Below are 25,584 nucleotides of genomic sequence, written 5' to 3'. Positions count from 1 at the left end.
GGGCCCCTGCGCCTTCTGCGCTCCGGTCAGCGCCCGCCCTGCGCCGTCGACCGGTCCCCGCAGGGGCCGTGCGAGGCCAGGTGCTGGGGCCCGATCTCGCTCACCGTGGCCACGCCCGCGAGCGCCATGGTGATGTCGAGCTCGGCCATCACGTGCTGCACGACGGCGCGCACGCCGTCGGCGCCCGCCAGCGCGAGGCCGTAGACCCAGGGGCGGCCGAGGAGGACGGCGTCCGCGCCGAGGGCGAGCGCGACGAAGGCGTCGGCGCCGGTGCGGACTCCCGAGTCGAACAGGACGGGCGCCTGCGGGGCGGCGGCCCGCGCGGCGGCGACGACGTCGGGCAGGACGTCGAGGGACGCGACGGCGTTGTCGATCTGGCGTCCGCCGTGGTTGGACACGACGAGGCCGTCGGCGCCGGCGTCCAGGGCGCGGCGGGCGTCGTCGGGGTGCTGGACACCCTTGACGAGGATCGGCAGGTCCGTGCGCCCTCGCAGCCACGCGAGGTCGTCCCAGGTGAGAGTGGAGCGGGAGAAGACGTCGAGGAAGGTCTCGACGTCACCGCGGGTGGCGCCGCGGCGGCGCATGCTCAGCAGGGAGCGGACGGCCGCGAGCGTGGGGCGCTGGTCCGGCACGTCGTCGACGGTGCTGGCCGGGCCGGCAGCCCTGGCCTCGACCAGGCGGCGGAACGCCGGGTCGGAGGTGTACTGGGCGATGCCGACCCCGCGGGCGAACGGCAGGTAGCCCAGGTCGAGGTCGCGGGTGCGCCAGCCGAGCACGTGGGTGTCCAGGGTGACGACGATCGCCTCGGCGCCGGCGGCCTCGGCCCGTTCGACGAACGAGGCGACGACGGAGTCGTCGGAGGACCAGTAGAGCTGGAACCAGCGCGGGCTGTGCCCGAGGTCGCGGGCGGTCTCCTCCATGGGGGTCGAGGCCTGCGACGAGATGATCATGGGCACGCCGAGGTCGCGGGCCGCCGCCGCGACGGGCGGCTCGGCCCTGCCCGGGCCGCCCCGGACGGCGAGCTCCAGCGCCCCCACGGGAGCCAGCAGGAGCGGTGCGGGCAGCTCGCGACCCAGCAAGGTCGTCGTCAGCGAGCGCCGGCCGACGTCGACCATCTGCCGCGGCACGACGCGGTGCCGGGCAAAGGCCTCGGCGTTGGCTGCCAGGGTGCGCTCTGTGCCGGCCCCGCCGGCGACGTACGCCCACCCCTGGGTGCTCATGCGGCGGCGTGCCGCCTCTTCCAGGCGGGCCGGGGTGACGGGGACGACGGGCCGGTGCCCGTACACCCCGGCGCGGTAGACGGCGCTCTGCACGGCGCGGCCGACGTTGGTCACGGTGGAGGTGAGGTCCGTCACGCGCCGATCGTGCCACACCAGCCCTGGCACAGCGGCATACGATCCGGGCATGGCCGACACGCTGAGCGTCACCGACGCGTCCGCGCTGGGATCACCTCGCACCACGGTGCCCGGGTCCGGGGCAGGCACCCTGCGGTGGGAGCCGGACACCCTCCTGGGCGCAGGGTTCGAGCAGGCGCGGCTGGGGGACGCCACGCTGGTGCGCCTGGCTCCCGGCCGGGGCCAGGCTGCCGCCGTCGGCACGGGCACCGGTGCTGAGCCCGGCAGCCGGGACGTCCGGGTGCGCGGGGCCGTGCTGCACGTCCACGGCTACAATGATTATTTCTTCCAGGCCCACCTGGCGCACGCGTTCGCCGACGCGGGCTACCTGTTCTACGCCGTCGACCTGCGCGGGGCCGGCCGGTCGCTGCGGCCGGACCAGGTGCCGCACTACGTCACGGACATGCGTGAGCAGGCCACCGACGTCGCACGGGCCGCACGCACGCTGCGGACCCTGCACCCGGACCTGCCGCTGGTGGTGCACGCGCACTCCACCGGCGGGCTCACCACAGCGCTGTGGGCGCACGCGCACCGGCACGCCACCGGACCCGTGGCCGGGCCGGACGCACTGGTGCTGAACTCGCCGTTCCTCGACCTGCCCGGCACCTCGTTCGAGCGGGGCATCGGCACCCGCCTGCTCGACACGATGGGCCCCCTGCGGCCGCTGGCGCTCATGACGGAGGGACCCTCGTGGTACGCCACCGGGCAGCTCGCCGCCAACGGCGGGCGCTGGGAGTTCGACACCACCCTCAAGCGGCCCGAGGGGCTGCCCGTGCGGGTCGGATGGATGCGAGCGGTGCGGCGCGCCCACGCCCGGGTCGCCCGCGGCCTCGCGATCGCGTGCCCTGTGCTGGTGGCGCTGTCGGCCACCTCCAGCCCCGACGCACCCGACAACCCGCTCCTGGACTCGACCGACACCGTGCTCGACGTCGAGCAGATCGCCGCCGTGGCCCCCCGTCTGGGCCGGGACGTCACCGTGGTGCGCATCGACGGCGGGGTGCACGACCTGGCGCTGTCCGCCGACGGTCCCCGCGCCGAGTACCTGGAGACCGTCGAGCGGTGGCTCGGCACCACGCTGCCCGCCCCCGCGCCGCACGGCGACACCGAGGAGGCCCGGTGACGCACCCCTACTTCGACACCACGCTGCCCGACGGCCGGCGCGGCGTCGCCGCCCTCGCACACCGTGGGTTCGCCCGCCCAGGCGGCGTCGACTCCGGCCTCGAGAACTCCCTGGCGGCGTTCCAGGCCGCGGTCGACCTCGGGTTCCGCTACGTGGAGACCGACTCGCACGGCACCGCCGACGGCGTCGCCGTCGCCCTGCACGACGCCGCCCTCGACCGCACCACCGACGCCCGCGGCCTCGTCGCCGAGCTCCCCTGGGACGTGGTGCGCCGTGCCAGGATCGGCGGCGTCGAGCCCGTGCCCGCCCTCGAAGACGTGCTCGGCACCTGGCCGGCCCTGCGGGTCAACATCGACGTCAAGGCCGACTCGGGCATCGAGCCCACCGCCCGCGCCATCGAACGCACCGGCGCGCACGACCGGGTCTGCGTGACGTCGTTCTCCGTCGCACGACGGCGCGCCACCCTGGCCCGCCTCTCGGTGCCCGTGGCCACCAGCGCCGGGCGTACCGAGGTGGTCGGGTTCCTCGCCGGAGCGCGCCTGCGCACCGACCCGCTCGCCCGCGCAGCGCTGCGCCACGTCGACGCGCTGCAGGTACCGGTCGCCGAGCAGGTGGGGCCCCTACGGCTCACCGTCGTCGACGCCCGCACCGTCGCCGCCGCCCACCGGGCCGGGCGTCACGTCCACGTGTGGACGGTCAACGACGAGGCCGAGATGGTCCGGCTCGTCGACCTCGGGGTCGACGGCATCGTCACCGACCGCGCCGACCTCCTGCGTCAGGTGCTCCAGCAGCGCAGCCGGTGGGCCTGACGACGCTCGGGGCCACCAGCCCTTGCCGGTGACCCCGAACGCTCCCCCCCTACTCGCAGCCGATCCCGTCCCCGTCACGGTCCAGCGCCGGGCGGTACCCCGGCTCCCCGCGCAGCACCGGTGCGGCTCCCGCCGCCCGCGCCGCAGCGCAGTTCTGGTAGAAGACGTTCCCGCTCGACGGCGGAGCCGGCTCCGCTGCCGGCGCAGGAGCCGGAGCAGGTGCGGGCGCCGGGGCCGCGTCGGACGAACCGCCCGAGCCCGAGGAACGGCTGCCGCCCGAGGCGGACGCCTGCCGCACCGCGGCCTCGCGCGCCGCCACCTCCGCGGTCCGGGAGTCCAGCTCCGCCTGACGCCCGTCGAGCTCCGACTGCCGCGCATCGAGCGACGCCTGCACACCCGCCAGGTCGCTCTCGCGCTGCGCCGCGGCAGCCTCCGACGTCCGCAGCCGCTCGTCACGACTCTTCAGATCGGCCTCGGCCGCCACCACGGCCGCCTCGCGCTCGGTCAGCTCGGCGCTCGCTGCCTCCAGCCGCGCCCGCTCCTCGGCGAGCTCGGCCCGCTCGACCTCCAGGGCCGAACGGTCCTCCTGCACCGCGGCGGCCTGCTGCTGGACGCCGTCGTCTGCCGCGGCGACGCCCGTGGCGGCACCCGCTCCGAAGACGGCAGCTGCCGCGACGGCCGCCACCGCCCACCGCAGCGCACGCCCAGGACGACGCGCCCGCGGCTCCGACCCCGGCTCAGCGGCAGGGCCCACGATCACGTCGTCGTCGGCCTCGACCCACAGCTCCCAGCCCTCCGGAGGCTCCGGCCACGACGGGTCCGGCTCCCAGCCAGGCCCCGGCTCCCAGCCCTCCGGGGGTTTCGGCCACCCGGGCGGAACATTGAGCACACGCGTCATCGCACGTCCCTACGAGGTATTGCCGGCGGCGGCCGCCGACGATGGGTGATGTCGCCCATCACCTCAGCACGCGCACAGCTCTCGCACGAGCACCTGCCAGGGTTTCACCCGGGTGACTCCGCAAAGGGTCCCGCGAGAGGTCGCGCTACGGGGACAGCTACAGGGACAGCTGCACGGGCACACCGGGTCCACCCGTGGGCGGCTCCTTGGAGATCTCCGCGTACGCGGCCGCGAGCAGGGTCGGGTCCGGTCCCTCCAGGCGCGTGGGGCGCGCGACGTCGTCGAGCACCACGAAGCGCAGCAGGTCGCCGCGCGACTTCTTGTCCCGGCGCATGGCCGTCAAGAGCTGCTCCCACCGGTCGCCCCGGTAGGACACCGGCAGCCCGAGGGCCGTCAGGATCGAGCGGTGGCGGTCCACCACCGCGTCGTCCAGCTTGCCTCCCAGGCGGGCCAGCTCGGCGGCGAACACCATGCCCACCGCCACCGCCGCACCGTGGCGCCACTGGTAGCGCTCGGTGAGCTCGACCGCGTGCCCCAGGGTGTGGCCGTAGTTGAGGATCTCTCGCAGCCCCTGCTCCGTCAGGTCTTCCCCGACGACGCGGGCCTTGACCGCCACCGAGCGCTCCACCAGCTCCGCGAGCACCGCCCACGTCTCCGGCGCAGCCTGCGCACCCTTCCAGCCCCGCAGGTCCTCGGCATGCTCCTCGACCAGGTCCAGGATGCGCGGATCGGCGATGAAGCCCGTCTTGACCACCTCGGCCAGACCCGCCACCAGGTCCCAGCGGTCCAGGGACTCCAGCGCCGCGAGGTCGCACAGCACGCCCGCCGGCGGGTGGAACGCCCCCACGAGGTTCTTGCCCTCCGCCGTGTTGATGCCGGTCTTGCCGCCCACGGCCGCGTCCACCATCGCCAGGAGCGTGGTGGGTACGTGCACCACCTTGATGCCGCGCAGCCACGTGGCCGCGACGAACCCGGCCAGGTCCGTGGTGGCGCCGCCCCCGACCGAGACGATCGCGTCCGACCGCGTGAAGTCCGCCTGGCCCAGCACCTGCCAGCAGAACGCCGCCACCTGGGCCGTCTTCTGCTCCTCGGCGTCCGGCAGCTCGACGGCGAACGCCTCGTACCCGCTGCGTGCCAGGTCCTCCCGGACGGCCTCGCCCGTGGCCTCCAGGGATGCCGGGTGCATCACCAGCACCCGGCGCACGTCCCGGCCGAGCATCGTGGGCAGCTCGCCCAGCAGGTGACGCCCGATCACGACGTCGTAGGGGGCGGGCCCCTGGACGGTCACCCGGGCGTTGGGCTCCTCGGCGGTGGTCATGCGGACAGCTCCTTCTCGATCGTCGCGGCGACGTCGGCCGGGTCCCGGCCGTCGGTCACCACCCGGGTGGTGGACACGCGCTCGTACACCGGGCGGCGTGCCTCCATGAGCGCCTGCCACTGCGCCCGGGGGTTGCCCAGCAGCAAGGGACGCGAACGGTTGAAGCCCACGCGCGGTGCCGCATGGGCGAGGGACACGTCGAGGAAGACGACGGCGCCGCCGCCCGCCGCGTACGCGGCGAGGGCGCTCTGGGTGCCTTCGTCCAGCACCGCCCCGCCTCCCAGGGCGAGCACGCCGGGGTGGTCCCCGAGCGCCGTCGCCACCGCCTCGCGCTCCAGAGCGCGGAAGGCGGGCTCACCGTCGTCCACGAAGATCTCCGCGACCGTCTTGCCGGCCCGCTCCTCGACGTCCGCGTCCGTGTCCCGGAACGGGACGCCCCGCCGCTCGGCGAGCAGACGGCCCACGGTGGACTTCCCGCTCCCAGGAGGACCCACGAGCACGGCCAGCGGCGCCACGCCGCCGTCACCCTCGGCAGCCCCCCTCCCCGCCGCTGTCACTGCAGCAGCTCCGGCACCGACGCGAGGTACGCCTCGACGTTGCGCCGCACCTCGGCCACGGAGTCGCCACCGAACTTCTCCAGCACCGCCTCCGCCAGGACGAGGGCCACCATCGCCTCGGCCACCACCGCAGCCGGCGGCACCGCGCACACGTCCGAGCGCTGGTGGTGCGCCGTGGCGGGCTCGCCCGTGGCCGTGTCCACCGTGCGCAGCGCTCGCGGCACCGTCGAGATCGGCTTCATCGCCGCACGCACCCGCACCACCTCACCGTTGGACATGCCGCCCTCGATGCCGCCGGCACGGTTGGTGACCCGCTCGATGCGACCGTCGTCCCCCCGAACGATCTCGTCGTGCGCCACCGACCCCCGGCGCCGCGCCGTGCGGAACCCGTCACCGACCTCGACACCCTTGATCGCCTGGATCCCCATCAGCGCCGCGGCCAGACGCGCGTCCAGGCGTCGGTCGCCGTGCACGTAGGTGCCCAGCCCCGACGGCACCCCGTACGCCAGCACCTCGACCACGCCACCGAGGGTGTCGCCCTCCTTGTGGGCGTCGTCGATCTCCGCGACCATGGCCGCGCTCGTCGCCTCGTCGGCGCACCGCACCGGGTCGGCGTCCAGACGGGCCACGTCCTCCGGGACGGGCGGCTGCGCACCCTCGGGCACCTCGACCGCACCGATCGCGACGACGTGCGACACCAGCCGGACCCCGACCGCCTGCTCCAGGAACCTCGCGACGGCCACGCCCAGCGCGACGCGCGTCGCCGTCTCGCGGGCGCTCGCACGCTCCAGCACCGGACGAGCGTCGGCGAAGCCGTACTTGCGCATCCCCACCAGGTCGGCGTGCCCCGGGCGCGGGCGGGTCAACGGCCGGTTGCGCGCCACCTCGCGCGCGTCGCCCGTACCCGCGTCGACCTGTAGCGCCTCGGGCGGCACCGGGTCCGCCGACATCACGTCGACCCACTTGGGCCACTCCGTGTTGGCGATCTCGATCGCGAGCGGACCGCCCTGGGTGATGCCGTGCCTCAACCCGCCGAGCACGCGCACCTCGTCCTGCTCGAACTTCATCCGCGCGCCACGGCCATAGCCCAGGCGCCGCCGGGCGAGGGCCGCCTGGATGTCCGCGGTCGTGAGCTCCACCCCGGCGGGCAGGCCCTCCATCACCCCCACGAGCGACGGACCGTGCGACTCCCCTGAGGTCAACCAGCGCAGCATGTGCGCGATTCTCCCACGCGCCCGTGGCCGCCCGCCCCGCCGTCTCGCCCCACGGCCGCAGCTGCCGGCGCGTGCACCAAGGTCAGCGCGCTGCGGCGAGGGCGCCTGTCAACGCTGCGTCCATCGCGTCCAGCGGGGCGACACGCCCCGTCATGAGTCGCACCTGCTCCGCCGCCTGGTGCAGGAGCATCCGCTCCCCCCCGACGACCGCGCCGCCCAGCTCGGCCCAGGCCCGCGAGAGCACCGTGGGGCGCGGGTCGTACACGACGTCGAGCAGCACCCCACCCACGGCGCCGACCCGGTCGGCCAGGCCCGCGGCGAGCGGGTCCGCCGCGTGGGCCGGCATCGTCGACACCACCACGTCCGCCCGTGAGACCGCACCTGCGGCCGCGAACGCGTCGAGCACCTCGAACCTCGGGGTCACGCCCAGGCGCTGCGCGGCCTCCTGGAGCGCGGTCGTCCGCGCGAGCGAACGCACCAGCACCCGCGGCGTGGTGCACCCGAGCTCGGCCAGCGCGGCGACCGCGGAGGCCGCCGTCGCGCCGGCGCCGAGCACCACCGCTGAGGCCGCGGGAGCACCGCTCAGCCCCTCCCGGAGAGCCGCCACCAGCCCGTGCACGTCCGTGTTGTAGCCGGCCAGAGAGACACCGCACGCCGCGGGTCGCAGCACCACCGTGTTCACCGCACCTGTCGCCGAGGCCACGGCGTCGATCTCCCCCAGCAGCGGGATCACCGTCTGCTTGAGCGGCATCGTCAGGCTCAGGCCGGCCCAGGTCAGGTCGAGGTCCGCGAGGAACGGCTGCAGCGCCTCCGCCGGAGTGTCGATCGCGGTGTACTCCCAGCCCTCCAGGGCCAGGGCGTCGTACGCGGCGCGGTGCAGCACCGGCGACAACGAGTGCGCGACGGGGTGACCGAGCACCGCTGCTCGGCGGGTGGCCGTGGGCATCCCTCAGCCGCCGTTCTCGGCCTGCCACCGACGAAGCTCGGCGACGTACTGCAGATGCTCCTCGTACGTCGTGGCGAACTTCGTCTCACCCGTGTCCAGGTTGACCGCCACCCAGAACAGCCAGTCGCCCTCCGCGGGGTTGACCACGGCCTCGACGGACGCGGCCCCCGGGTTGGCGATCGGCGTCGGCGGCAGCCCGCCGTGCCGGTAGGTGTTGTACGGGTTGTCCGGGTCCTGCGTGTCCGCGCGGGTCAGTGCCGTCCCCGACTTGCCGAGGCCGTATGCGACGGCGGCGTCGATCTCGAGCCGCTGCCCCCGCTCCAGCCGGTTCTCGATGGCACGCGCCATCTTCGGGCGGTCCGGGGCGTACTTGGCCTCACGCTCCACCAGCGACGCCTTGTTGAGCACGATCTCGCGCTGGTCGGGCGCCACGCCCAGGCCGTCGAGCTCCGCGACGGTGCGCGCGACCATCGCCGACAGGAGCGACGTCGCATCGTCGCCGGGCTGCACCGTGTACGTCGCGGGGAAGAGCCAGCCCTCGACGTTGCCCTGGGCCTCCGCCGGCAGGCCGATCGAGGCCGGGTCCGCGATCGCGGCGTCGAGCTCGTCGCGCGTGATCGTGGTGACCGAGGCGACCCGCTCGAGCACCTGCTCGGCGGTGAATCCCTCCGGGATCGTCACCCTGGTCTCGATCCGCTCGTTCTTCACCAGCGCCGCGACGGCGTCGGACGCCCGCATCTGCGTGAGGAGCTGATAGGTACCAGGCTGGATCTGCGACGCCTGAGGGTTCTGGCTGAACGCCGAGGTGAAAGCGCCCACGGAGGCCACCACGTCCGACTCCACGAGCACGTGCCCCATCCGGGTACCCGTCGCACCGGCCGGGATCACCACCTCGACCGGGTCGCCGCCCGGGCCGGGATAGTCCTGCGCCTGGTTCGAGAACGGGTTCGACACGAGGCCCGATACCCGGTCCCACGAGGCCCAGGCGACGGCGCTCACGAGGGCGAGGCAGGCCACGACGACGATGACGGCACGACGGCGGCGACGGCGACGACGCTTGGCCGCAGCCCGCGCCCGGGCAGCTGAGCGACGCCCGCCAGGCACCGGTTGCGGCTGGACGGCGGGGTGCTCGAAGAGGTCGGTCACGCGCGGGCTTCCTGTCCGTGTCGACGGTCTGCTAGGTGCCTGCCGGTTCGACGACCTCGCCGGCACGCGTGCCCGCGGCTCGCTCGGCGTCGAGTGCAGATTGCAGAATGATAACGGCTGCTGCCTGGTCGATCACCGACCGGTGGCTCTTCGTCCGGCGTCCCGCAGCGCGGAGCTGACCGTGGGCGCTGACCGTCGTCATCCGCTCGTCGACCAACCGTACCGGTACCGGGGCCAGCGCAGCAGCAAGCCTCCCGGCGAACGCCCTCGCATCGGCCGTGGCCGCTCCCTCGGCCCCCGAGAGGTGCCTCGGCAGGCCCACGTACACGACGGCCGCGAACCGCTCCTCGACCTCGGCCGCGATGCGGGCGACGTCGGCGCTGCGGACGCTCGTCGCGTCCAGCACGCGCGGCACCGTCTCCACCGGGGTGGCCACCAGGCCGTCCGGGTCGGACGCCGCCAGACCGATGCGCGCCTTGCCGACGTCCACGCCCAGGCGGGCGCCACGGGGAACTCCCGCAGCGCCCGCCTCGGGTGCCTGCTCGAACGTCACGACGACCTCAGCCGGCGATCCCGGCGCGCACGCCGTCGACCACGCCGTCGAGCGCGGCGGGCAGCGCCGTCGTGTCCGTGCCGCCGCCCTGCGCGAGGTCCGGCTTGCCTCCGCCACCGCCGCCGAGCACCCCGGCCGCGGCCTTGACGAAGTCTCCGGCCCGGAGGCCGGCCTCACGCGCCGGGGCGTTGGTGGCCACGACGACGAGGGGACGGCCGTTCGCCACGCCGCCCACGGCCACGAGCGCCGCGTCTCCGTCGCCGAGACGCCCGCGGACGTCGAGGGCGAGGGCTCGCAGGTCGTCCGCCGAGGCGACCTCGCCGGCATCGTGCGTCACCACGCGGACGTCGCCCACGCGCGGCGCCTCGGAAGCGAGCCGGCCGGCCGCCGCGAGCAGCTGGCCCTGGCGCAGCGCCGCCAGCTCCTTCTCCGTCTCCTTGAGGCGGCTCAGGAGCGAGCCCACACGGTCCGCGAGCTCCTCCGGACGTGCGCCGAGCAGGCCGGTGAGCTGACCCACCAAGGCGTGCTCCTTGGCCTGGAAGCCGTACGCCCCGTCGCCCACGAGAGCGTCGACACGACGCACACCGGAGCCGATCGAGGACTCCCCCAGCAGCGCGACGCGCCCGATCTCGCCGGAGGCCTTGACGTGCGTGCCACCGCACAGCTCGCGCGACCAGTCGCCGCCGATGGACACCACCCGGACGATGTCGCCGTACTTCTCGCCGAACAACGCCATCGCACCGAGCTCGCGCGCCTCGGAGATCGGCATGAGCTGGTCGGTGACGTCGAGGTTCTCCGCGAGACGCACGTTGACGCGCTCCTCGATCTCCTGCAGCGCCGAGCCGGGGACGGCGGACGGCGAGCGGAAGTCGAAGCGCACCCGGCTGGGCGCGTTCTCCGAGCCGGCCTGCGTCCTGTCCTCGCCCACGAGCTCGTGCAGCGCCTTGTGGATCATGTGCGTCGCCGAGTGCGCGCGGCTGATCGCCACGCGGCGGTCGACGTCGATGGTGGCGGTACCGGGGTCTCCCAGCGCCACCGTGCCCTCGACCAGGCGGCCGCGGTGCACGTTGAGGCCCTTGATCGGGCGCTGCACGTCGTCGATCTCGATCGTGGCGCCGCCGTCGAGCACGATCGTGCCCTGGTCGGCCAGCTGGCCACCGGACTCGGCGTAGAACGGGGTCCGGTCCAGGACCACCTCGACGTCCGCGGGGGCGGTCGCCGCGGGGGCGGGCACGCCGTCGACCAGCAGGCCGACCACGTTCACGGCCGAGTCGGTGTGCGTGTAGCCCAGGAACTCGACCGGGGCGGACAGGTCGGCGGCGATCGACTCGTACGCGCGCAGGTCGGCGTGACCCGTCTTCTTGGCGAGCGCGTCGGCGCGCGCACGCTGCTTCTGCTCCGCCATGAGAGTGCGGAAGGCCTTCTCGTCCACCTGGACGCCCTGCTCGGCAGCCATCTCGAGGGTGAGGTCGATGGGGAACCCGTAGGTGTCGTGCAGCTGGAACGCCTCCGCGCCCGACAGCACCGGCGTGCCGGAGCCCGCGGACCCCTTCGCCTTCGACACGGCCGTGTCGAGGATCGTGGTGCCCTGCACGAGCGTGCGGCGGAACGCGTCCTCCTCGCCGTACGCGACGTCGCTGATCCGGCCGAAGTCCGTCTCGAGCTCCGGGTACGACGCCTTCATCGCGTCCTTCGAGACGGGCAGCAGCACCGGGAGCGCCTCCGCGTCGTACCCGAGCAGGCGAACGGCACGCACGGCACGGCGCAGCAGCCGGCGCAGCACATAGCCGCGGCCCTCGTTGGACGGGCGCACGCCGTCGCCGATGACCATGAGGGACGAACGCACGTGGTCGGCAACCACGCGCATCCGCACGTCGTCCTCGGCGTCGGCGCCGTAGCGCTTGCCCGTGAGCTCCTCGACGGCGGAGATCACGGGGAAGACCTCGTCGATCTCGTACATGTTCTGCTTGCCCTGCAGCAGGTACGCGATCCGCTCGAGGCCGGCGCCCGTGTCGATGCTCTTGTGGTCCAGCTCGCCCAGCAGCGGGTAGTCCTTGCCGGAGCCCTCGCCCCGCACGAACTGGTCGAAGACGAGGTTCCAGATCTCGATGTACCGGTCCTCGCTGCGCTCGTCACCCGGCCACTCGGCGAGGGTGCCACCGGGGGCGTCAGGGCCGTACTGCGGGCCGCGGTCGTAGTGCCACTCGGCGCACGGACCGGCGGGGCCGGGCTGGCCGGTGTCCCAGAAGATCTCCGAGCGCGGCAGGCGCACGATGTGCTTCGGGTCGAACCCGATGCCCTTGGTGAGCGCGTCGTACGACTCGTCGTCCTGGTCCCAGATGGTGACCCAGAGACGGTCGCCGTCGAACCCGTAGCCGCCCTTGCCCTGCTCGGTGGTCAGCAGCTCCCAGGCGAAGTCGATGGCCTCGCGCTTGAAGTAGTCCCCGAAGGAGAAGTTGCCGTTCATCTGGAAGAACGTGCCGTGGCGCGTGGTGCGGCCCACATTCTCGATGTCGTTGGTGCGGATGCACTTCTGGACAGAGGCGGCACGCGGCCACGGGGCGGGCTCGGTGCCCAGGATGTAGGGGATGAACGGCACCATGCCGGCGATGGTGAACAGGATCGAGGGGTCCGGCGAGACGAGGGGCACGCTCGGGACGAGCTCGTGGTCCTTGGAACCGAAGTAGTCGAGCCAACGCTGGCGGATGTCGGCGGTGCGCATGGTGTCCTTCGAGAGTCAGTGGGGTGCTCGAGCCATTGTCGCGCGTGCAGCGCGGTGCTCGGGACGCAGAGGGGCAGAGCGGCGGGCTCGCCGCAGGCGCCCGACGTCGTCGGGCGTGGGGCGGACGACGACGCACGGGGCCGCACGAGCGGCGCCCGCGCAAGCCGTCCGTCGCCGGTCAGGACGAGGGGACTGTCAGGGCCGGCAACCGGTCAGAACGAGTAGCCGAGCTCGGCCTCGTCGTCGTCCACGGGGCCGCCCGCGGCACGGCTCGGCTGACCGAGCCCGCCGCGGGCGCCGGTAGCTCGCGCGGCACGCGTCTGCTCGGGGTCGGGCTGGCCGTCGGCCAGCAGCGCGGCCGTCAGCTCCGCCTCGCGGCGCGCACGCGCCTGCGTGAACTGGACGCGGAACTCCTGGACGAAGCTGTCGGCACGCTCACCGAGATCCTGGGCAGCCTGCTCGGCCCGCTCCGCGACGGAGGCGGGCATGTACTGCTGCACCACCTTGCGGCCGCGGCGGTACACCACGACGGTCACGGCCACGCCCACGCCGACCCAGAAGAGGCGGCGCATCAGCGCCCGCCCTTGCCCGCCGAGCCGGCCTTGCGGCTCGCACCCGCGAACGCCTGGCGCACGCCGTACGAGAAGGCGGCGACCTTGACGAGCGGGCGGCCCAGCGTCGCGGCGTACAACCCGGCCAGGGCGGAGACGTTCTCGCTCACCTCGGCCGCCGACGTCGTGATCGTGTCCACCTTGCCCAGCTGGGCGTTGGCCCCCGCCACCGTGCCGGCGGCCTCGTCGAGGATCGGCACCGAGTGCTCGGTGACCTCCCGGATGCTGCGCGTCGCCTCGTCGAGCACCCGGCCCAGCTTCACCAGCGGCACGGCCAGGAGGCCGACCAGCAGCACGAAGGCGATGGCGGCGATGAGGCCGGCCACGTCTCCCACGTTCATGGGTAGTTCCCCTCTCTGGCGTACGTACGCGCTGGACCGCTCGGGACGCCGGGCACCACCGAGCGAGCGACGCACGTCACCCTATCCCGAGATACGACGACGCCCCGCCGTCCTGCGGTGCAGGTCGGCGGGGCGTCGTGAGATCGCGTGTCGTCAGCGCGCGTAGAACTCGACGACCAGCTGGACCTCGCAGGTCACCGGGACCTCGGCGCGCGCGGGGCGACGCGTGAGGACGGCGGTGAGCTTCTCCAGCGAGACGTCCAGGTAGCCCGGGACGGCCGGCAGCACGTCGCGGTGCGCGCCGGCGGCGGCGACCTGGAACGGCGTGGTCGTCTGCGACTTGGGCTTGACCTGGAGGGTCTGGCCCGGCTTCACGCGGAACGACGGGCGGTCCACGATCTTGCCGTCGACGAGGATGTGGCGGTGCGTCACGGCCTGGCGCGCCTGCAGGATGGTGCGGGCGAAGCCGGCGCGCAGCACGAGCGCGTCGAGGCGGGTCTCGAGATCCTCGACCATGACCTCACCGGTCAGGCCGGGCTGCTTGCGGGCGTTCTCGTAGACCTTGACGAGCTGCTTCTCGCGCAGCGCGTACTGGGCGCGCAGACGCTGCTTCTCGCGCAGACGGACCGCGTAGTCCGACTCGGTGCGGCGGCGGGCGCGGCCGTGCTCACCGGGCGGGTAGGGGCGCTTCTCGAAGTGCTTGACGGCCTTGGGGGTGAGGGCGATGCCCAGGGCGCGGCTCAGGCGGACCTGGCGGCGCGAACGGGTCACAGAGGTCACTGTGCTTCCTGTCCTGTGGTGGTGGATGAGGTCACACCCGGGGCGCGGTTCCTCCGTGGAGTGGCCGTGCCGGGTGCGGGACCAGCCGATGGACCGTGAGGTCTCCGGGCCGAGGTCCCAGGAGCTGCCGGAGCGCATCCGCGAAACGACAACCGCAACATCGTACCCCATCTGGGCCGGCCAGCCCGCATGCGCAGACCCGGCGGCCGCACACCTCGGGCGCCGTCAGCGGCGGTCGAGGATCTCCCGGACACGCGCGAGCCGCTCGGCCACCTGCCGCTCGTACCCGCGGTCGCTCGGCGTGTAGTAGCGGCGCCCGTCGAGCTCGTCGGGCAGGTACTGCTGCGGCGCGATCGCGTGCGGGGCGTCGTGCGAGTACTGGTAGCCCTTGCCGTGCCCGATCTTCTCGGCCCCCGCATAGTGCGCGTCGCGCAGGTGCAGGGGCACGACGCCGATGCGCCCGGCCCGCACGTCCTCCAGCGCGGCGCCGATGCCGAGGTAGGCGGCGTTCGACTTCGGGGCGGTGGCCAGGTGGACGACCGCCTCCGCCAGCACGATGCGCCCCTCCGGCATGCCGATGAGCTGCACCGCCTGCGCGGCCGCGACCGCCGTCTGCAGGGCGGACGGGTCCGCCATCCCGACGTCCTCGGCGGCCGAGATGACCAGGCGCCGCGCGATGAAGCGGGGGTCCTCCCCTGCCGCGACCATGCGGGCCAGGTAGTGCAGCGCGGCGTCCACGTCGGACCCGCGGATCGACTTGATGAACGCGCTGACGACGTCGTAGTGCTGGTCGCCGTCGCGGTCGTAGCGCACCGCGGCGACGTCGACCGCCCGCTCCACGGTGGCGAGGTCCACGACGACGGCCTCCGCGCCGTCGTGCCCGCCCTCCTTCGCCTCGGAGAGCGCCGTGCCTGCCGCTGCCTCCAGCACGGTCAGAGCCTTGCGCGCGTCGCCCCCGGCCATACGGACGAGCTGCTCCTCGGCGTCCTCGTCGAGGCTGACCGCGCCGGCGAGGCCGCGCTCGTCGGTCACGGCGCGGCGCACCAGGGCACGCACGTGCTCACCGGTGAGCGGGCGCAGCGTGAGCAGGAGCGACCGGGACAGGAGCGGGGAGTTCACCGAGAACGACGGGTTCTCGGTGGTGGCGGCGACGAGCGTGACCCAGCGGTTCTCGACGGAAGGCAGCAGGGCGTCCTGCTGCGACTTGGAGAACCGGTGGACCTCGTCGATGAAGAGGACCGTCTCCTCGCCACCCGTGGCCAGGCGCCGGCGAGCGTCCTCCACCACCTGCCGCACGTCCTTGACCCCCGCGGTGACCGCGGAGAGCTCGACGAAGCGCCGGCCCGAGACCGTGGCGACGAGATAGGCGAGCGTCGTCTTGCCCGTGCCGGGCGGGCCCCAGAGGATCACCGAGCCCGGCGCCGCGCGCCTGGCGGCGTCGTCGACCGGCTCCACGAGCCGCCGCAGCGGCGAGCCGGGCGCCAGCAGGTGCTCCTGGCCCGCCACCTCGTCGAGGGCGGCCGGGCGCATGCGCACCGCGAGCGGCGCGCCAGGACCGGGGCGCTCGACCACCGGCGTGCCGTGCTCGCCGGTGGTGATCGCGTCGAAGAGGTCCATGCCACCAGCCTACGTAGCCGCGCCGACACCCCCGCGGCACAGCGGGTGGGCATCGTGGCACCGGACGCGCGCACCGCCGTGCCCGGCCGCCGCAGCGACGGCCGGGCACGGTCCGGCAGGGTCAGGCAGGGTCGGGCGCGGTCAGCACGACCGGCGTCAGTCGCTGAACCGCAGCTCGGCGACGTCCACCGGGCCGCGCGCCACCAGGTACAGGTCCTGGAACCCGTTGGCCGCCCCGGGGCTGGTGTCGACCCAGGCGCTCACGGTGCGCCACGTCTCCCCGCCGCCCGGCGGCACGTCGAGCGAGGCGACGACCGCGCCGTCGGGCCCCGCCACGCGCAGCTCGAGCACGGCCGCCGCACCCGCCCGCACGTCGACGTGCGCACGGAGCTGGCCCTTCTGCTCCGCGAAGCCGGCCGCGCTGCCGTCGGCGAAGTTGACGTTCCGCCACCCCAGCCACGCGCCGTCGCCCATGCGGGCCGCGGCACGCCCGTCGACCGGCCCCACCTCCACCTCCGAGGACCGGGTATCGGTCTGCGGGGCCGGGTACGTCGAGAAGACGTCCTTGCGGTCCGCGAGCGCCGGCGGGGCGAGCCGCTGGGGCACGAAGGTGGTCACGCTGCCGGCCCGCAGGGTGGTGGTGAACTCGCGGTCGCGGGTGGGCAGCGGGTCGAGCCGTGCCATGTTCTCGCTGGCCGAGGTGCGGAAGGGCACGACGGCGGAGGCGGGGCCCTTGCCGGAGGCGACCGCAGAGACGCACTCGCCCTGGTTGCGGAAGGTGGGGAAGGTGAAGTGGCGCCAGCCTCCGGCCTTGCAGTCGTCCTTGCTCTCGGGAGGGAGGGGGAACCCTCCGTCGAGGTCGAAGGTGACGTCGGTGTCCTGGGTGCCGTGGTTGATCGCGACGACGGCGAACCCGCCCGTCTCCTCGTCCTTGTACGCGGTGACGGTGACGCCGTCGGCGGGGTGCTTGTCGGCGTCGATCATGACGGAGCCGGGCTGCACGAAGCGGCTGTACTGCCCGATCGTGTAGTACCGCTTGAAGACGCGGTACTGGCCGTTCTCGGTGGGGTTGCCGCTCTGCGGGGTCCCCGTGTTGACGAGGCGGACCAGGTCCGAGCCGTCGGCGCCGTTGTTCGCGACGGGCCACCACCAGAAGTAGGCGCTCAGGCGGGTCTCGTCGAAGAGGTTGGCGATCAGCTCGGCGTATCGCAGACCGTCGGTGATGGTGTTGTTGACGAAGAGGCGGTCGCGGGGGGAGCCCTGGTTCATGTACTCGGTCTGCCAGACGCTCTTGCCCAGCGCGTGCGACGTGGCGAAGGCTCCGGGGGCGGCGCGGGTGCCGCCGTCGAGGAGCCCGGAGTAGGCGTGCGCGGCGACGACGTCGACGTACCGGTCGGCCTCGGGGTCGGTGAGCGTGGGCAGCACCCAGCGCTCGTCGAACCCGACGGCCTCGCCGAGCACGATCTGGGCGTCGACCCCGCGGCGCTCGAAGGTGGGGCCGAGGTGGTCGCGGACGAAGTCGCGCAGCTCCTGCGGGCTCCACTCGCTGCTGGAGTAGCTGGTGCTGAGGTCTGGCTCGTTGCTGGGCGAGACGTGGGTGATGCGGATGCCGAACTCGCGCTCGTAGCCGAGCACGTACTCGGCGAGGTAGTCGGCGAACGCCTGGTGCATGTCGGGGCGGATCTTGTTGGGGGGCGTGCCGGTGCCGGTGGCGGCCACGCTGCCGTTCTGCTTCATCCAGGCGGGCGGGCTCCAGACGCTGGCGAGGATGGTGTCCACGCCTCGTGCCTGTGCCTGCTGCATGAGCCACACCTGGTGGGCGTCGAAGTCGTCCTTGCGCTCGGGCCAGTCGGGCTGGTCCCACACGAAGACGCCGGGCTCGGGCTCGATGGTCTCGGACGGTCCGTCGTACTCGGTGTCGCCCCAGGTGCCGATGCCGCCGTCGCCGACCATGACCCGGACGATGTCGAGGTCGATGCCGGCCTCCTCGGTGAGCACCATGTCGAGCAGCTCGGACGTGAGGGGTTCTCCGACGCGCTGGATGCCACCGGCCTTGTGGAACGCGAAGGCGCCGCCGAACCCGTCGATGGTCTGCCGTTCGCCCTGCCAGTCGACCACGACCTTGGGTGGCCGGTGCTCCTGGGCGGTGCCGGGCGGGCCGGCCGCCAGGGTGAGCGCGAGCGCCCCTGCGAGGGTCGCTGCCGCTGTGGTGGTCCTTGTCCGTGGTCGCATCGTCGCGTCTCCCGGTCTCGTGCTGGCGCGGCTCCGGGACGTCGTCGTCGGCCGGCGCCGCGTGGGCGGCTCCGTCGTCGCCCGCACACACCCTGGTCCACCGCGGCCGGTTCTGCAACCGTTTGCACCACGGGGGACGGGGGTACCGTCGGCGTCGTGACCGTCCAGCGCCTCACGACCACCGACCTCGTCGCGCGTGCCACCGCCCTCGCCGCACGCGGCACCCGCACGATCCTCGGGATCGCGGGACCGCCCGGTGCCGGCAAGTCCACCCTGGCCGAGGCCCTGGTGGCCGCGCTGGGGCCGGACCGCGCCGTCGTCGTCGGGATGGACGGGTTCCACCTCGCGCAGGCCGTGCTGGACGATCTGCGCCGCGCCGACCGCAAGGGTGCGATCGACACGTTCGACGACGGCGGGTACGCGGCCCTCGTGGAGCGGATCGCCGTGCAGCGCCCGGGCGACGACCCGGTCTACGCTCCCGTCTTCCGCCGCGAGATCGAGGAACCGGTGGCGGCCGGGGTGGCCGTGCCGGGCTCGGTGCCGCTCGTCATCACCGAGGGCAACTACCTCCTCGCCCCCACCGGCGCCTGGCCGCGGGCGCGCACCCGGATGACCGAGGTCTGGTACCTCGCTCCTGCCGACGCCCTGCGCCTCGAACGGCTCACCGCCCGGCACACCGCGTTCGGTCGCACACCCGAGCAGGCGCACGCGTGGGCGCACGGCACCGACCAGGCCAACGCCGAGCTCGTCGCCGCCACCCGAGAGGCTGCAGACCTGGTCGTGGAGTGGACCGGCGACCCGGCGTGAGGGTCAGCGGGTGCTCTCGAACTCCTGACCGAGCGTGAACCCGACCCGTCGGTAGGTTCGCCGCGCCGCCTCGTTGCTGGCGTACATGCCCAGCGTGACCACGGGTGCCTCCGCGAGACCGGCCCGGACGGCCACCGCCGTCGTCGCGGCAGCGACGCCTCGCCCGCGCAGGGCAGGGTCGGTGCCGATCGAGCCGAGCACCCAGGCTCGCCCCGGCACCCGCCGGCTCGCCCCGACGACCCCGCGCAGCACGCCGTCACCGTCGCGCCAGCCCCACCAGCGCGAGCGCGGCTCGTCCAGCGCCAGCTCGCCGTGAGGGTTCGCGGCGGCCAGGACCGCTGCGGCCTCGGCCCGGCCCGTCTCCCCGACCAGCTCCTCCACGCGGTCCTCACCGGGCTGCGGCGCCGGGTGGTGGTCGATGGACATCCAGTCCCACTCCCCACCGGCAGGGACGTCGAACGGCGACGGCACGACGACGCCCTCCTGGGCAGCCAGGCGCGCCAGCACGGCCCGGGTGCCCCGCGGGGCCGTCGAGCGCACGACCTCGCCCAGGGTCCGCCCGGCCGCCTCGAGCTCCGCCCGTGCGCGCAGGACGAGGCGCGCGGCCCCCTCCGCCGACCCGACGGCGAACAGGCTCACGCCCGCCGGGTCGGTCTCCACCGAGTACGGGCGGTACCCGTCGGACCGCTCGCGCCAGCGCAGCCGCGCGAGCAGCGCCCCGCCCTCGTGCGGTCCGGCGTCGTCGAACCACACGTCGGTGGCGTCCCAGCCGTCGTGGCTGGCCTCGGCCGCGACCACCGGGTGCGTGGCCCAGCGCTCAGGGAGCGCCACGCCTGCGACCAGCAGGCGGGCGCTCCCCCGCTCCCCCGCCGGGCCGTGCCCGGCGTCGAGGGTGGTGGTCACTCCGCGTCGTCGCCCTTCTCGGGAACGGCGTCGACGCCGGCCTCCTTGCGCTGCTCGGGCGTGATCGGCGCCGGCGCCTCGGTCAGCGGGTCGAACCCGCCGCCCGACTTCGGGAACGCGATGACGTCACGGATCGACGGCGACTTCGTCAGCAGGGACACGATGCGGTCCCAGCCGAACGCGATGCCGCCGTGCGGCGGGGCGCCGAACTGGAAGGCGTCGAGCAGGAAGCCGAACTTCTCCTGCGCCTCGGCCGGGCCGATACCCATGACGTCGAAGACCCGCTCCTGCACGTCGCGGCGGTGGATACGGATCGAGCCGCCGCCGATCTCGTTGCCGTTGCACACGATGTCGTAGGCGTAGGCCAGGGCGTTGCCCGGGTCCTCCTCGAACCGGTCCACCCACTCCGGGGTGGGCGAGGTGAACGCGTGGTGCACGGCCGTCCAGGCGGAGTGCCCGAGGTCGACGTCGTCGTCCTCGCCGGTCGGCTTGAACAGCGGCGCGTCCACGACCCACACGAACGCCCAGGCGTCCTCGTCGATCTGGCCGGTACGCCTGGCGATCTCCTGGCGGGCCGCACCCAGCAGCGCGCGCGAGTCCGACGTCTTGCCGGCCGCGAAGAACACCGCGTCGCCCGGCTGTGCACCCGTGGCGGCGGCGAGGCCCTCACGCTCGGCGTCGGAGAGGTTCTTGGCCACCGGGCCGCCGAGCGTGCCGTCCTCGGCGAACGTCACGTACGCCAGCCCCTTGGCGCCGCGCTGCTTGGCCCACTCCTGCCAGGCGTCGAACTGGCGGCGCGGCTGCGAGGCCCCGCCCGCCATGACCACAGCCCCCACGTACTCGGCCTGGAACACGCGGAACGGCGTGTCCTTGAAGTACTCCGTCAGCTCCACCAGGGGGTTGCCGAAGCGCAGGTCCGGCTTGTCCGAGCCGTACAGACGCATCGCCTCGTGGTACGTCATGCGCGGGATCGGCGTCGGGATCGTGACCCCGATCAGCTCCCACAGCGACACCAGGATCTTCTCGGCCAGGGCGATCACGTCGTCCTGGTCCACGAAGCTCATCTCGACGTCGAGCTGCGTGAACTCCGGCTGGCGGTCCGCACGGAAGTCCTCGTCGCGGTAGCACCGGGCGATCTGGTAGTAGCGCTCCAGGCCGCCCACCATGATGAGCTGCTTGAACAGCTGCGGGGACTGCGGCAGCGCGTACCACGAGCCCGGGCTCAGGCGCGCCGGCACCAGGAAGTCGCGCGCACCCTCGGGCGTCGAGCGCGTCAGCGTGGGCGTCTCCACCTCGACGAAGTCCTCGGCGTCGAGCACGCGGCGCGCCGCCTGGTTCGCCTTGGCACGCAGACGCAGCGCGTTCGCCGTCTGCGGGCGGCGCATGTCGAGGTAGCGGTGCTTGAGGCGCGCCTCCTCGCCGATCGTCTCGGTGTCCGCGAGCGCCGTGGAGACCTGGAAGGGCAGGGGGGCCGACTCGTTGAGGGTGACGACGTCGGTGGCGATGACCTCGATCTCGCCGGTGGCGAGGTTGGGGTTGGCGTTGCCCTCGGGGCGGCGGGAGACCTCGCCGGTGACCTGGAGGACGAACTCGCTGCGCAGCGGGTGGGCGACGGACTCGTCGCGGACGACGACCTGGGCGATGCCGGAGGCGTCCCGCAGGTCGATGAAGGCGACGCCTCCGTGATCGCGCCGGCGGTCGACCCAGCCCGTGAGGGTGACGGTCTGACCGATGTGCTCGGCCCGCAGTGAGCCGGCCGTGTGGGTGCGCAGCACGGAGGAGGTCCTTCCTGAGGATGACGGTGTCGGGACCTGGGAGACCAGGTGCCCGTGCGATTCTACGTGCTGGACCGTCGTCGACAGCCAGGAGATACCCGTGCCGCGCACCATCGCCACCAACACCACCGTGGACCGTGAGGGCCTGCTCGCGACGCTGCGGGATCGACGCGACGGCATCCTCATCACGCGACGGTCGGACGGCGGGCCGCAGGCGAGCCCGGTGACGTTCGCGGTCGACGGCGAGGGCAGGGTGGTGGTCTCGACGTACCCGGAGCGGGCCAAGGTGGTGAACCTGCGCCGGGACCCGCGGGCGTCGCTGCTGGCGCTGGGCCGGGAGTTCAACGGGTCGTGGGTGCAGGTGGACGGCACGGCGGAGGTGATCGACTCCCCGGAGTCGGTGGAGCCGCTGGTGGAGTACTACCGAGCGGCGGCCGGGGAGCACCCGGACTGGGACGAGTACCGCGAGGCGATGGTGAAGCAGGGCAAGTCCGTGGTGCGGCTGACGATCGAGCGGTGGGGCCCGGTGGCCACGGGCGGGTTCCCGGCGCGCCTGGCCGACGGCTGAGCCGCAGAGGCCGCGCAGCGCCTTCCGGGTCAGAACAGGACCTGCTCGATCCCGCCGCCCGCCAGCCGCAGGTCTCCCCCGTCGGCGGGCATGCCCGCTACCGCACCCCGCACCATCGAGCCGGACGGGTAGTCACCCTCGTCGTGCGAGGCCCGCACGTCGTCGTGGTGACGGCCTGTCGCCCCGGAGCGGGCCCGGTGGCCGGACGACGCGAAGCCGCGCTCCTCCAGGAGCGGGCGCACCCGCTCCCACAGCCACTGCCGGTAGGCCGTGATCGCGTAGGTGCCGCGCGGGAACACACGCTCGTACCCGGCGAGGAGGTGCGGGTGCTCGCGCCCGAGCCACTGCAGGTACCACTCGCGCGTGCCGGGCTTGAGATGCAGGGGCAGCACGGTCACCCCGGTCGCGCCCGCGTCGGCGACGGCGTCGAGCAGGCGCCGCAGGTGGTCCCGGGAGTCGGTGAGCCACGGCAGCACCGGGGCCACCATGACACCGCAGGGAAGGCCGGCCTCCCGGATCGCACGCACGAGGTCGAGGCGGGCCTGGGGCGCCGGGGTCCCTGGCTCCACCGCCTGCTGCAGCTCCTTGTCCACGAACGCGATCGACACCCCGAGGCCGACCTCGACCCGGCCGGCCGCCTCGGCGATCAGCGGCAGGTCGCGTCGCAGCAGCGTGCCCTTGGTGAGGATCGAGAACGGCGTACCGGAGTCCGCGAGCGCCGTGACGATCCCGGGCATGAGGCGGTAGCGCCCTTCGGCCCGCTGGTAGGGGTCGGTGTTGGTGCCGAGGGCCACGGGCTCGCGCTGCCAGGACGGCTTGGCGAGCTCGGTGCGCAGCACGTCGGCGACGTTGACCTTGACGACGACCTCGGAGTCGAAGTCCTTGCCGGCGTCGAGGTCGAGGTACTGGTGGGTGGGCCGGGCGAAGCAGTAGGTGCAGGCGTGGGAGCAGCCGCGGTAGGGGTTGATCGTCCACCGGAAGGGCATCTTGCTCATCGCGGGGACCTTGCTGAGCGCGCTCTTGGCGGTGACCTCGTGGAAGGTGATCCCGGCGAACTCGGGGGTGCGCACGGACCGGAGCAGGCCCGCGCGTTCGAGCCCGGGCCGGTCCAGGCCGGGCAGGGTCCCCTCGTCAGCCGTGACGGATTGCGCGTCCCATCTCACGCCGCCATTCGAACACGCGTTCGATCGAACGTCAACGAGGCGCCTCTCTCCGCGGGGGCTGCGGCTGCCGCGTAGGCCTTGAGGTCACCCTCGAAGAGCACCTCCCCCGGAACGCCCAGCAGCGTCTGCGGGTGCACGAGCCGCCGGGGGACGCCCAGGTCGCACACCCCCGCCCGGTGCAGCACGTGGTAGACGAACTCCGAGCAGAAGAAGCGCGTGTCGTCCTCGCTCCCCCGGCCCACCAGGGCGCTGACGAGACCGGCGGTGTTGTACCGGTAGGCGTGGCTGTCGAGCAGGAACTGCGCCAGCTGGCCGCACACCGCCTCGCGCTGGGCGGGGGTGACCGGCACCGCCAGCACGACGCCGGGAAGCTCCCGCGCGCGCCCGTAGACGTCGTCGTCGAGCCGCTCGCGCTTGAAGCAGCCCACGAAGGGGTTGCCCGCGCGCCGACGGCCGAAGCTGAACATCAGGCCGAGGCCGGGGTCGAGCGCCAGCGCGGCGTGGGTGTACTCGTCACCGGTCACCGCGCCGATCAGGCGGGAGAGGACGGTGTCGCTGCGGGAGAGGACGACGTAGACGTGCACGGGTCCGAGCGTAGGGGTTCCCGGGGCGCGTCCGGCCTGCTCGGAGCAGGTTTCAGGGCACGTCCGGGGTCAGGCCGTGCGACTCTCAGGGGGAACCCCGAGCGCCCGCTCCGGACGCCGGGGACGCCGCGTCACTCCCCTGCCGGCACCACGCGCGGCCACAGGTCCTCCGCAGGCGGCGCCCACGTCGTGGCGTCGGCGTCCACCTGGTCACCCGAACGGATGTCCTTGACCTGGTCGGCGCCTCGCACGCCGTCGTCGCCGACGACGCCGGGGAACCACACGAAGGGGATGCCGCGGCGGTCGGCGAACTGGATCTGCTTGCCGAACTTCGCCGCCCGGGGCGCGACGTCGGCGGGGATGCCGCGGGCCCGCAGGGCGGTGGCGACGGCGTCGGAGGCCGCGCGATCCTCCTCGGTGACGACGGCGACCAGCACCGCCGTCGGCACGCCGCGGGTGGCGCGCACCAGGCCTGCCGACAGCAGCCGGGAGACGAGGCGTGAGACACCGATCGACAGGCCCACCCCCGGGTAGGTGTTCTTGCCGTCGCTGGCGAGGGTGTCGTAGCGCCCGCCGGAGCAGATCGACCCCAGCTGCTCGTGCCCCACGAGCACGGTCTCGTAGACGGAGCCGGTGTAGTAGTCCAGGCCGCGGGCGATCTTGAGGTCCGCCACGACGACGCCCGGTGCACGCTCCGCAGCAGCCTCCACGAGAGCGGCGAGCTCGGCCAGGCCCGTCTCGAGCAGCTCGGTCACCGCGCCGTAGGACGTCGCCAGCTCCCGGACCCTGTCGATCACCGCGAGGTCGGAGCCGGAGATCGCCGCGAGCTCCAGGCACGCCTCGGCCTGCTCCGGGGTGGCGCCCTGCTCGTCCACCAGGAGCTGGGCGACGGCGTCGGGCCCGATCTTGTCCAGCTTGTCCACCTGGCGCAGCACGCCCTCGACGTCGTCGAGGCCGACGCCGCGGTAGAAGCCCTCGGCCACCTTGCGGTTGTTGACCAGCACGCGCACGGGGGGCAGGCCGATCTCGGCGAGCGAGCCGAGCGCCTGCGCCATGACCAGCGGCAGCTCGACCTCGTAGTGGTACGGCAGCTCGCCCGCGCCGACCACGTCGACGTCCGCCTGGACGAACTCGCGGAAGCGGCCGTCCTGCGGCCGCTCGCCCCGCCACACCTTCTGGATCTGGTAGCGCTTGAAGGGGAAGGCGAGCCGGCCGGCGTTCTCCAGGACGTAGCGCGCGAACGGCACGGTCAGGTCGAAGTGCAGGCCCAGCTGCTTCTCCGAACCCCTCTCCGCCTCCTCCGGCTCCGCCTGCAGGCGGCGCAGCACGTAGACCTCCTTGGAGGTCTCTCCCTTGCGCAGGAGCTGCTCCAGCGGCTCCACGGCACGCGTCTCGATCCCGGCGAACCCGTGCAGCTCGAACGTGCGGCGCAGCGTGTCCAGGACGTGCTGCTCCACGACGCGACCGTCAGGGAGCCATTCGGGGAAACCGGAGAGCGGGGCGATACGAGCCATGAGCGCGATTGT

General features: G+C 73.7%; 23 protein-coding genes. 4 read left to right on the top strand and 19 right to left on the bottom strand.

All coding sequences use genetic code 11. The features are described 5' to 3' along the window. Window positions 1-26: 26 nt before the first annotated feature. A complete protein-coding gene (locus DNL40_RS10305) occupies window positions 27-1,355 on the bottom strand; it encodes an alpha-hydroxy-acid oxidizing protein (RefSeq protein ID WP_245885833.1) in 1,329 nt (442 codons plus the stop codon). 49 nt (window positions 1,356-1,404) lie between these two features. Here DNL40_RS10305 and DNL40_RS10300 point away from each other — a divergent pair, with 49 nt between their 5' ends. Both DNL40_RS10300 and DNL40_RS10295 read left to right on the top strand, forming a co-directional pair. Then, entirely contained in the window at window positions 1,405-2,514 is a 1,110-nt protein-coding gene (locus tag DNL40_RS10300; protein WP_179951034.1) for an alpha/beta hydrolase, read from the top strand. After that, complete coding sequence (locus tag DNL40_RS10295) at window positions 2,511-3,323, top strand: glycerophosphodiester phosphodiesterase family protein (RefSeq protein ID WP_111251176.1); 813 nt, start codon at window positions 2,511-2,513, stop codon at window positions 3,321-3,323. Before DNL40_RS10300 ends, DNL40_RS10295 begins: the two co-directional genes overlap by 4 nt. Window positions 3,324-3,372: 49 nt before the next feature. Here the strand turns inward: DNL40_RS10295 and DNL40_RS16605 are convergent, their stop codons facing one another. The 13 genes from DNL40_RS16605 to DNL40_RS10230 form a co-directional block, all read right to left on the bottom strand. Then, complete coding sequence (locus DNL40_RS16605; RefSeq protein ID WP_146252071.1) at window positions 3,373-4,221, bottom strand: excalibur calcium-binding domain-containing protein; 849 nt, start codon at window positions 4,219-4,221, stop codon at window positions 3,373-3,375. A 157-nt stretch (window positions 4,222-4,378) separates the two neighbouring features. Next, window positions 4,379-5,539 (bottom strand): 3-dehydroquinate synthase, encoded by a 1,161-nt coding sequence (aroB, locus tag DNL40_RS10285; protein WP_111251175.1) that lies wholly within the window; start codon window positions 5,537-5,539, stop codon window positions 4,379-4,381. Beyond that, window positions 5,536-6,054 carry a shikimate kinase gene (locus DNL40_RS10280; protein ID WP_179951033.1) on the bottom strand — a complete coding sequence of 173 codons (519 nt, stop codon included), beginning with the start codon at window positions 6,052-6,054 and terminating at the stop codon, window positions 5,536-5,538. Before DNL40_RS10280 ends, aroB begins: the two co-directional genes overlap by 4 nt. Window positions 6,055-6,092: 38 nt before the next feature. Continuing rightward, on the bottom strand, window positions 6,093-7,310 hold the full coding sequence (aroC, locus tag DNL40_RS10275) for a chorismate synthase (RefSeq protein WP_111251173.1): 1,218 nt from the start codon (window positions 7,308-7,310) through the stop codon (window positions 6,093-6,095). Window positions 7,311-7,392: 82 nt separating this feature from the next. Continuing rightward, window positions 7,393-8,256 (bottom strand): shikimate dehydrogenase, encoded by an 864-nt coding sequence (locus tag DNL40_RS10270; RefSeq protein WP_111251172.1) that lies wholly within the window; start codon window positions 8,254-8,256, stop codon window positions 7,393-7,395. Window positions 8,257-8,259: 3 nt separating this feature from the next. Then, a complete protein-coding gene (gene mltG, locus DNL40_RS10265) occupies window positions 8,260-9,402 on the bottom strand; it encodes an endolytic transglycosylase MltG (RefSeq protein WP_111251171.1) in 1,143 nt (380 codons plus the stop codon). A gap of 31 nt (window positions 9,403-9,433) precedes the next feature. Further along, window positions 9,434-9,955 (bottom strand): Holliday junction resolvase RuvX, encoded by a 522-nt coding sequence (gene ruvX, locus DNL40_RS10260; RefSeq protein WP_111251170.1) that lies wholly within the window; start codon window positions 9,953-9,955, stop codon window positions 9,434-9,436. 7 nt (window positions 9,956-9,962) lie between these two features. Further along, window positions 9,963-12,677 (bottom strand): alanine--tRNA ligase, encoded by a 2,715-nt coding sequence (gene alaS, locus DNL40_RS10255; protein ID WP_111251169.1) that lies wholly within the window; start codon window positions 12,675-12,677, stop codon window positions 9,963-9,965. 212 nt (window positions 12,678-12,889) lie between these two features. After that, on the bottom strand, window positions 12,890-13,249 hold the full coding sequence (locus DNL40_RS10250; RefSeq protein ID WP_111251168.1) for a hypothetical protein: 360 nt from the start codon (window positions 13,247-13,249) through the stop codon (window positions 12,890-12,892). Then, window positions 13,249-13,629, bottom strand: coding sequence for a DUF948 domain-containing protein (locus DNL40_RS10245; protein WP_111251167.1), 381 nt, complete (start codon window positions 13,627-13,629; stop codon window positions 13,249-13,251). Before DNL40_RS10245 ends, DNL40_RS10250 begins: the two co-directional genes overlap by 1 nt. A gap of 153 nt (window positions 13,630-13,782) precedes the next feature. Next, a complete protein-coding gene (rpsD, locus tag DNL40_RS10240) occupies window positions 13,783-14,409 on the bottom strand; it encodes a 30S ribosomal protein S4 (RefSeq protein ID WP_111251166.1) in 627 nt (208 codons plus the stop codon). 225 nt (window positions 14,410-14,634) lie between these two features. After that, the gene (locus DNL40_RS10235) at window positions 14,635-16,026 is read right to left on the bottom strand and encodes a replication-associated recombination protein A (protein ID WP_111251165.1); all 1,392 of its coding nucleotides are present in this window, start codon (window positions 16,024-16,026) and stop codon (window positions 14,635-14,637) included. 156 nt (window positions 16,027-16,182) lie between these two features. Beyond that, entirely contained in the window at window positions 16,183-18,258 is a 2,076-nt protein-coding gene (locus DNL40_RS10230) for a glycoside hydrolase (RefSeq protein WP_111251164.1), read from the bottom strand. Between the two features lie 156 nt (window positions 18,259-18,414). On the opposite strand from DNL40_RS10230, the gene DNL40_RS10225 reads away from it, so the two are divergent. Further along, the gene (locus tag DNL40_RS10225) at window positions 18,415-19,065 is read left to right on the top strand and encodes a nucleoside/nucleotide kinase family protein (protein ID WP_111251163.1); all 651 of its coding nucleotides are present in this window, start codon (window positions 18,415-18,417) and stop codon (window positions 19,063-19,065) included. 3 nt (window positions 19,066-19,068) lie between these two features. On the opposite strand, the gene DNL40_RS10220 is transcribed toward DNL40_RS10225, so the two are convergent. Both DNL40_RS10220 and aspS read right to left on the bottom strand, forming a co-directional pair. Further along, window positions 19,069-19,968 carry a GNAT family N-acetyltransferase gene (locus DNL40_RS10220; RefSeq protein WP_111251162.1) on the bottom strand — a complete coding sequence of 300 codons (900 nt, stop codon included), beginning with the start codon at window positions 19,966-19,968 and terminating at the stop codon, window positions 19,069-19,071. Beyond that, window positions 19,965-21,743 (bottom strand): aspartate--tRNA ligase, encoded by a 1,779-nt coding sequence (gene aspS, locus DNL40_RS10215; RefSeq protein ID WP_111251161.1) that lies wholly within the window; start codon window positions 21,741-21,743, stop codon window positions 19,965-19,967. Before aspS ends, DNL40_RS10220 begins: the two co-directional genes overlap by 4 nt. Window positions 21,744-21,843: 100 nt before the next feature. Here aspS and DNL40_RS10210 point away from each other — a divergent pair, with 100 nt between their 5' ends. Next, window positions 21,844-22,311: a PPOX class F420-dependent oxidoreductase gene (locus DNL40_RS10210; protein ID WP_111251160.1), complete on the top strand. Its 468-nt coding sequence runs from the start codon at window positions 21,844-21,846 to the stop codon at window positions 22,309-22,311. Between the two features lie 29 nt (window positions 22,312-22,340). On the opposite strand, the gene DNL40_RS10205 is transcribed toward DNL40_RS10210, so the two are convergent. The 3 genes from DNL40_RS10205 to hisS all read right to left on the bottom strand — a co-directional run bounded on the left by DNL40_RS10205 (window position 22,341) and on the right by hisS (window position 25,572). Then, entirely contained in the window at window positions 22,341-23,474 is a 1,134-nt protein-coding gene (locus DNL40_RS10205; RefSeq protein ID WP_111251159.1) for an Rv2578c family radical SAM protein, read from the bottom strand. After that, window positions 23,471-24,058: a hypothetical protein gene (locus DNL40_RS16445; RefSeq protein ID WP_111251158.1), complete on the bottom strand. Its 588-nt coding sequence runs from the start codon at window positions 24,056-24,058 to the stop codon at window positions 23,471-23,473. Before DNL40_RS16445 ends, DNL40_RS10205 begins: the two co-directional genes overlap by 4 nt. A 131-nt stretch (window positions 24,059-24,189) precedes the next feature. Beyond that, window positions 24,190-25,572, bottom strand: a complete 1,383-nt coding sequence (gene hisS / locus DNL40_RS10195) for a histidine--tRNA ligase (protein ID WP_111251157.1) — start codon at window positions 25,570-25,572, stop codon at window positions 24,190-24,192. Window positions 25,573-25,584 lie beyond the last annotated feature (12 nt).

This window comes from Xylanimonas oleitrophica (assembly GCF_003244315.1).
Taxonomy (GTDB): domain Bacteria; phylum Actinomycetota; class Actinomycetes; order Actinomycetales; family Cellulomonadaceae; genus Xylanimonas_A; species Xylanimonas_A oleitrophica.
The sequence above is the reverse complement of the archived record's forward strand: the minus strand, read 5'-3'. Positions and strand labels throughout refer to the sequence as shown.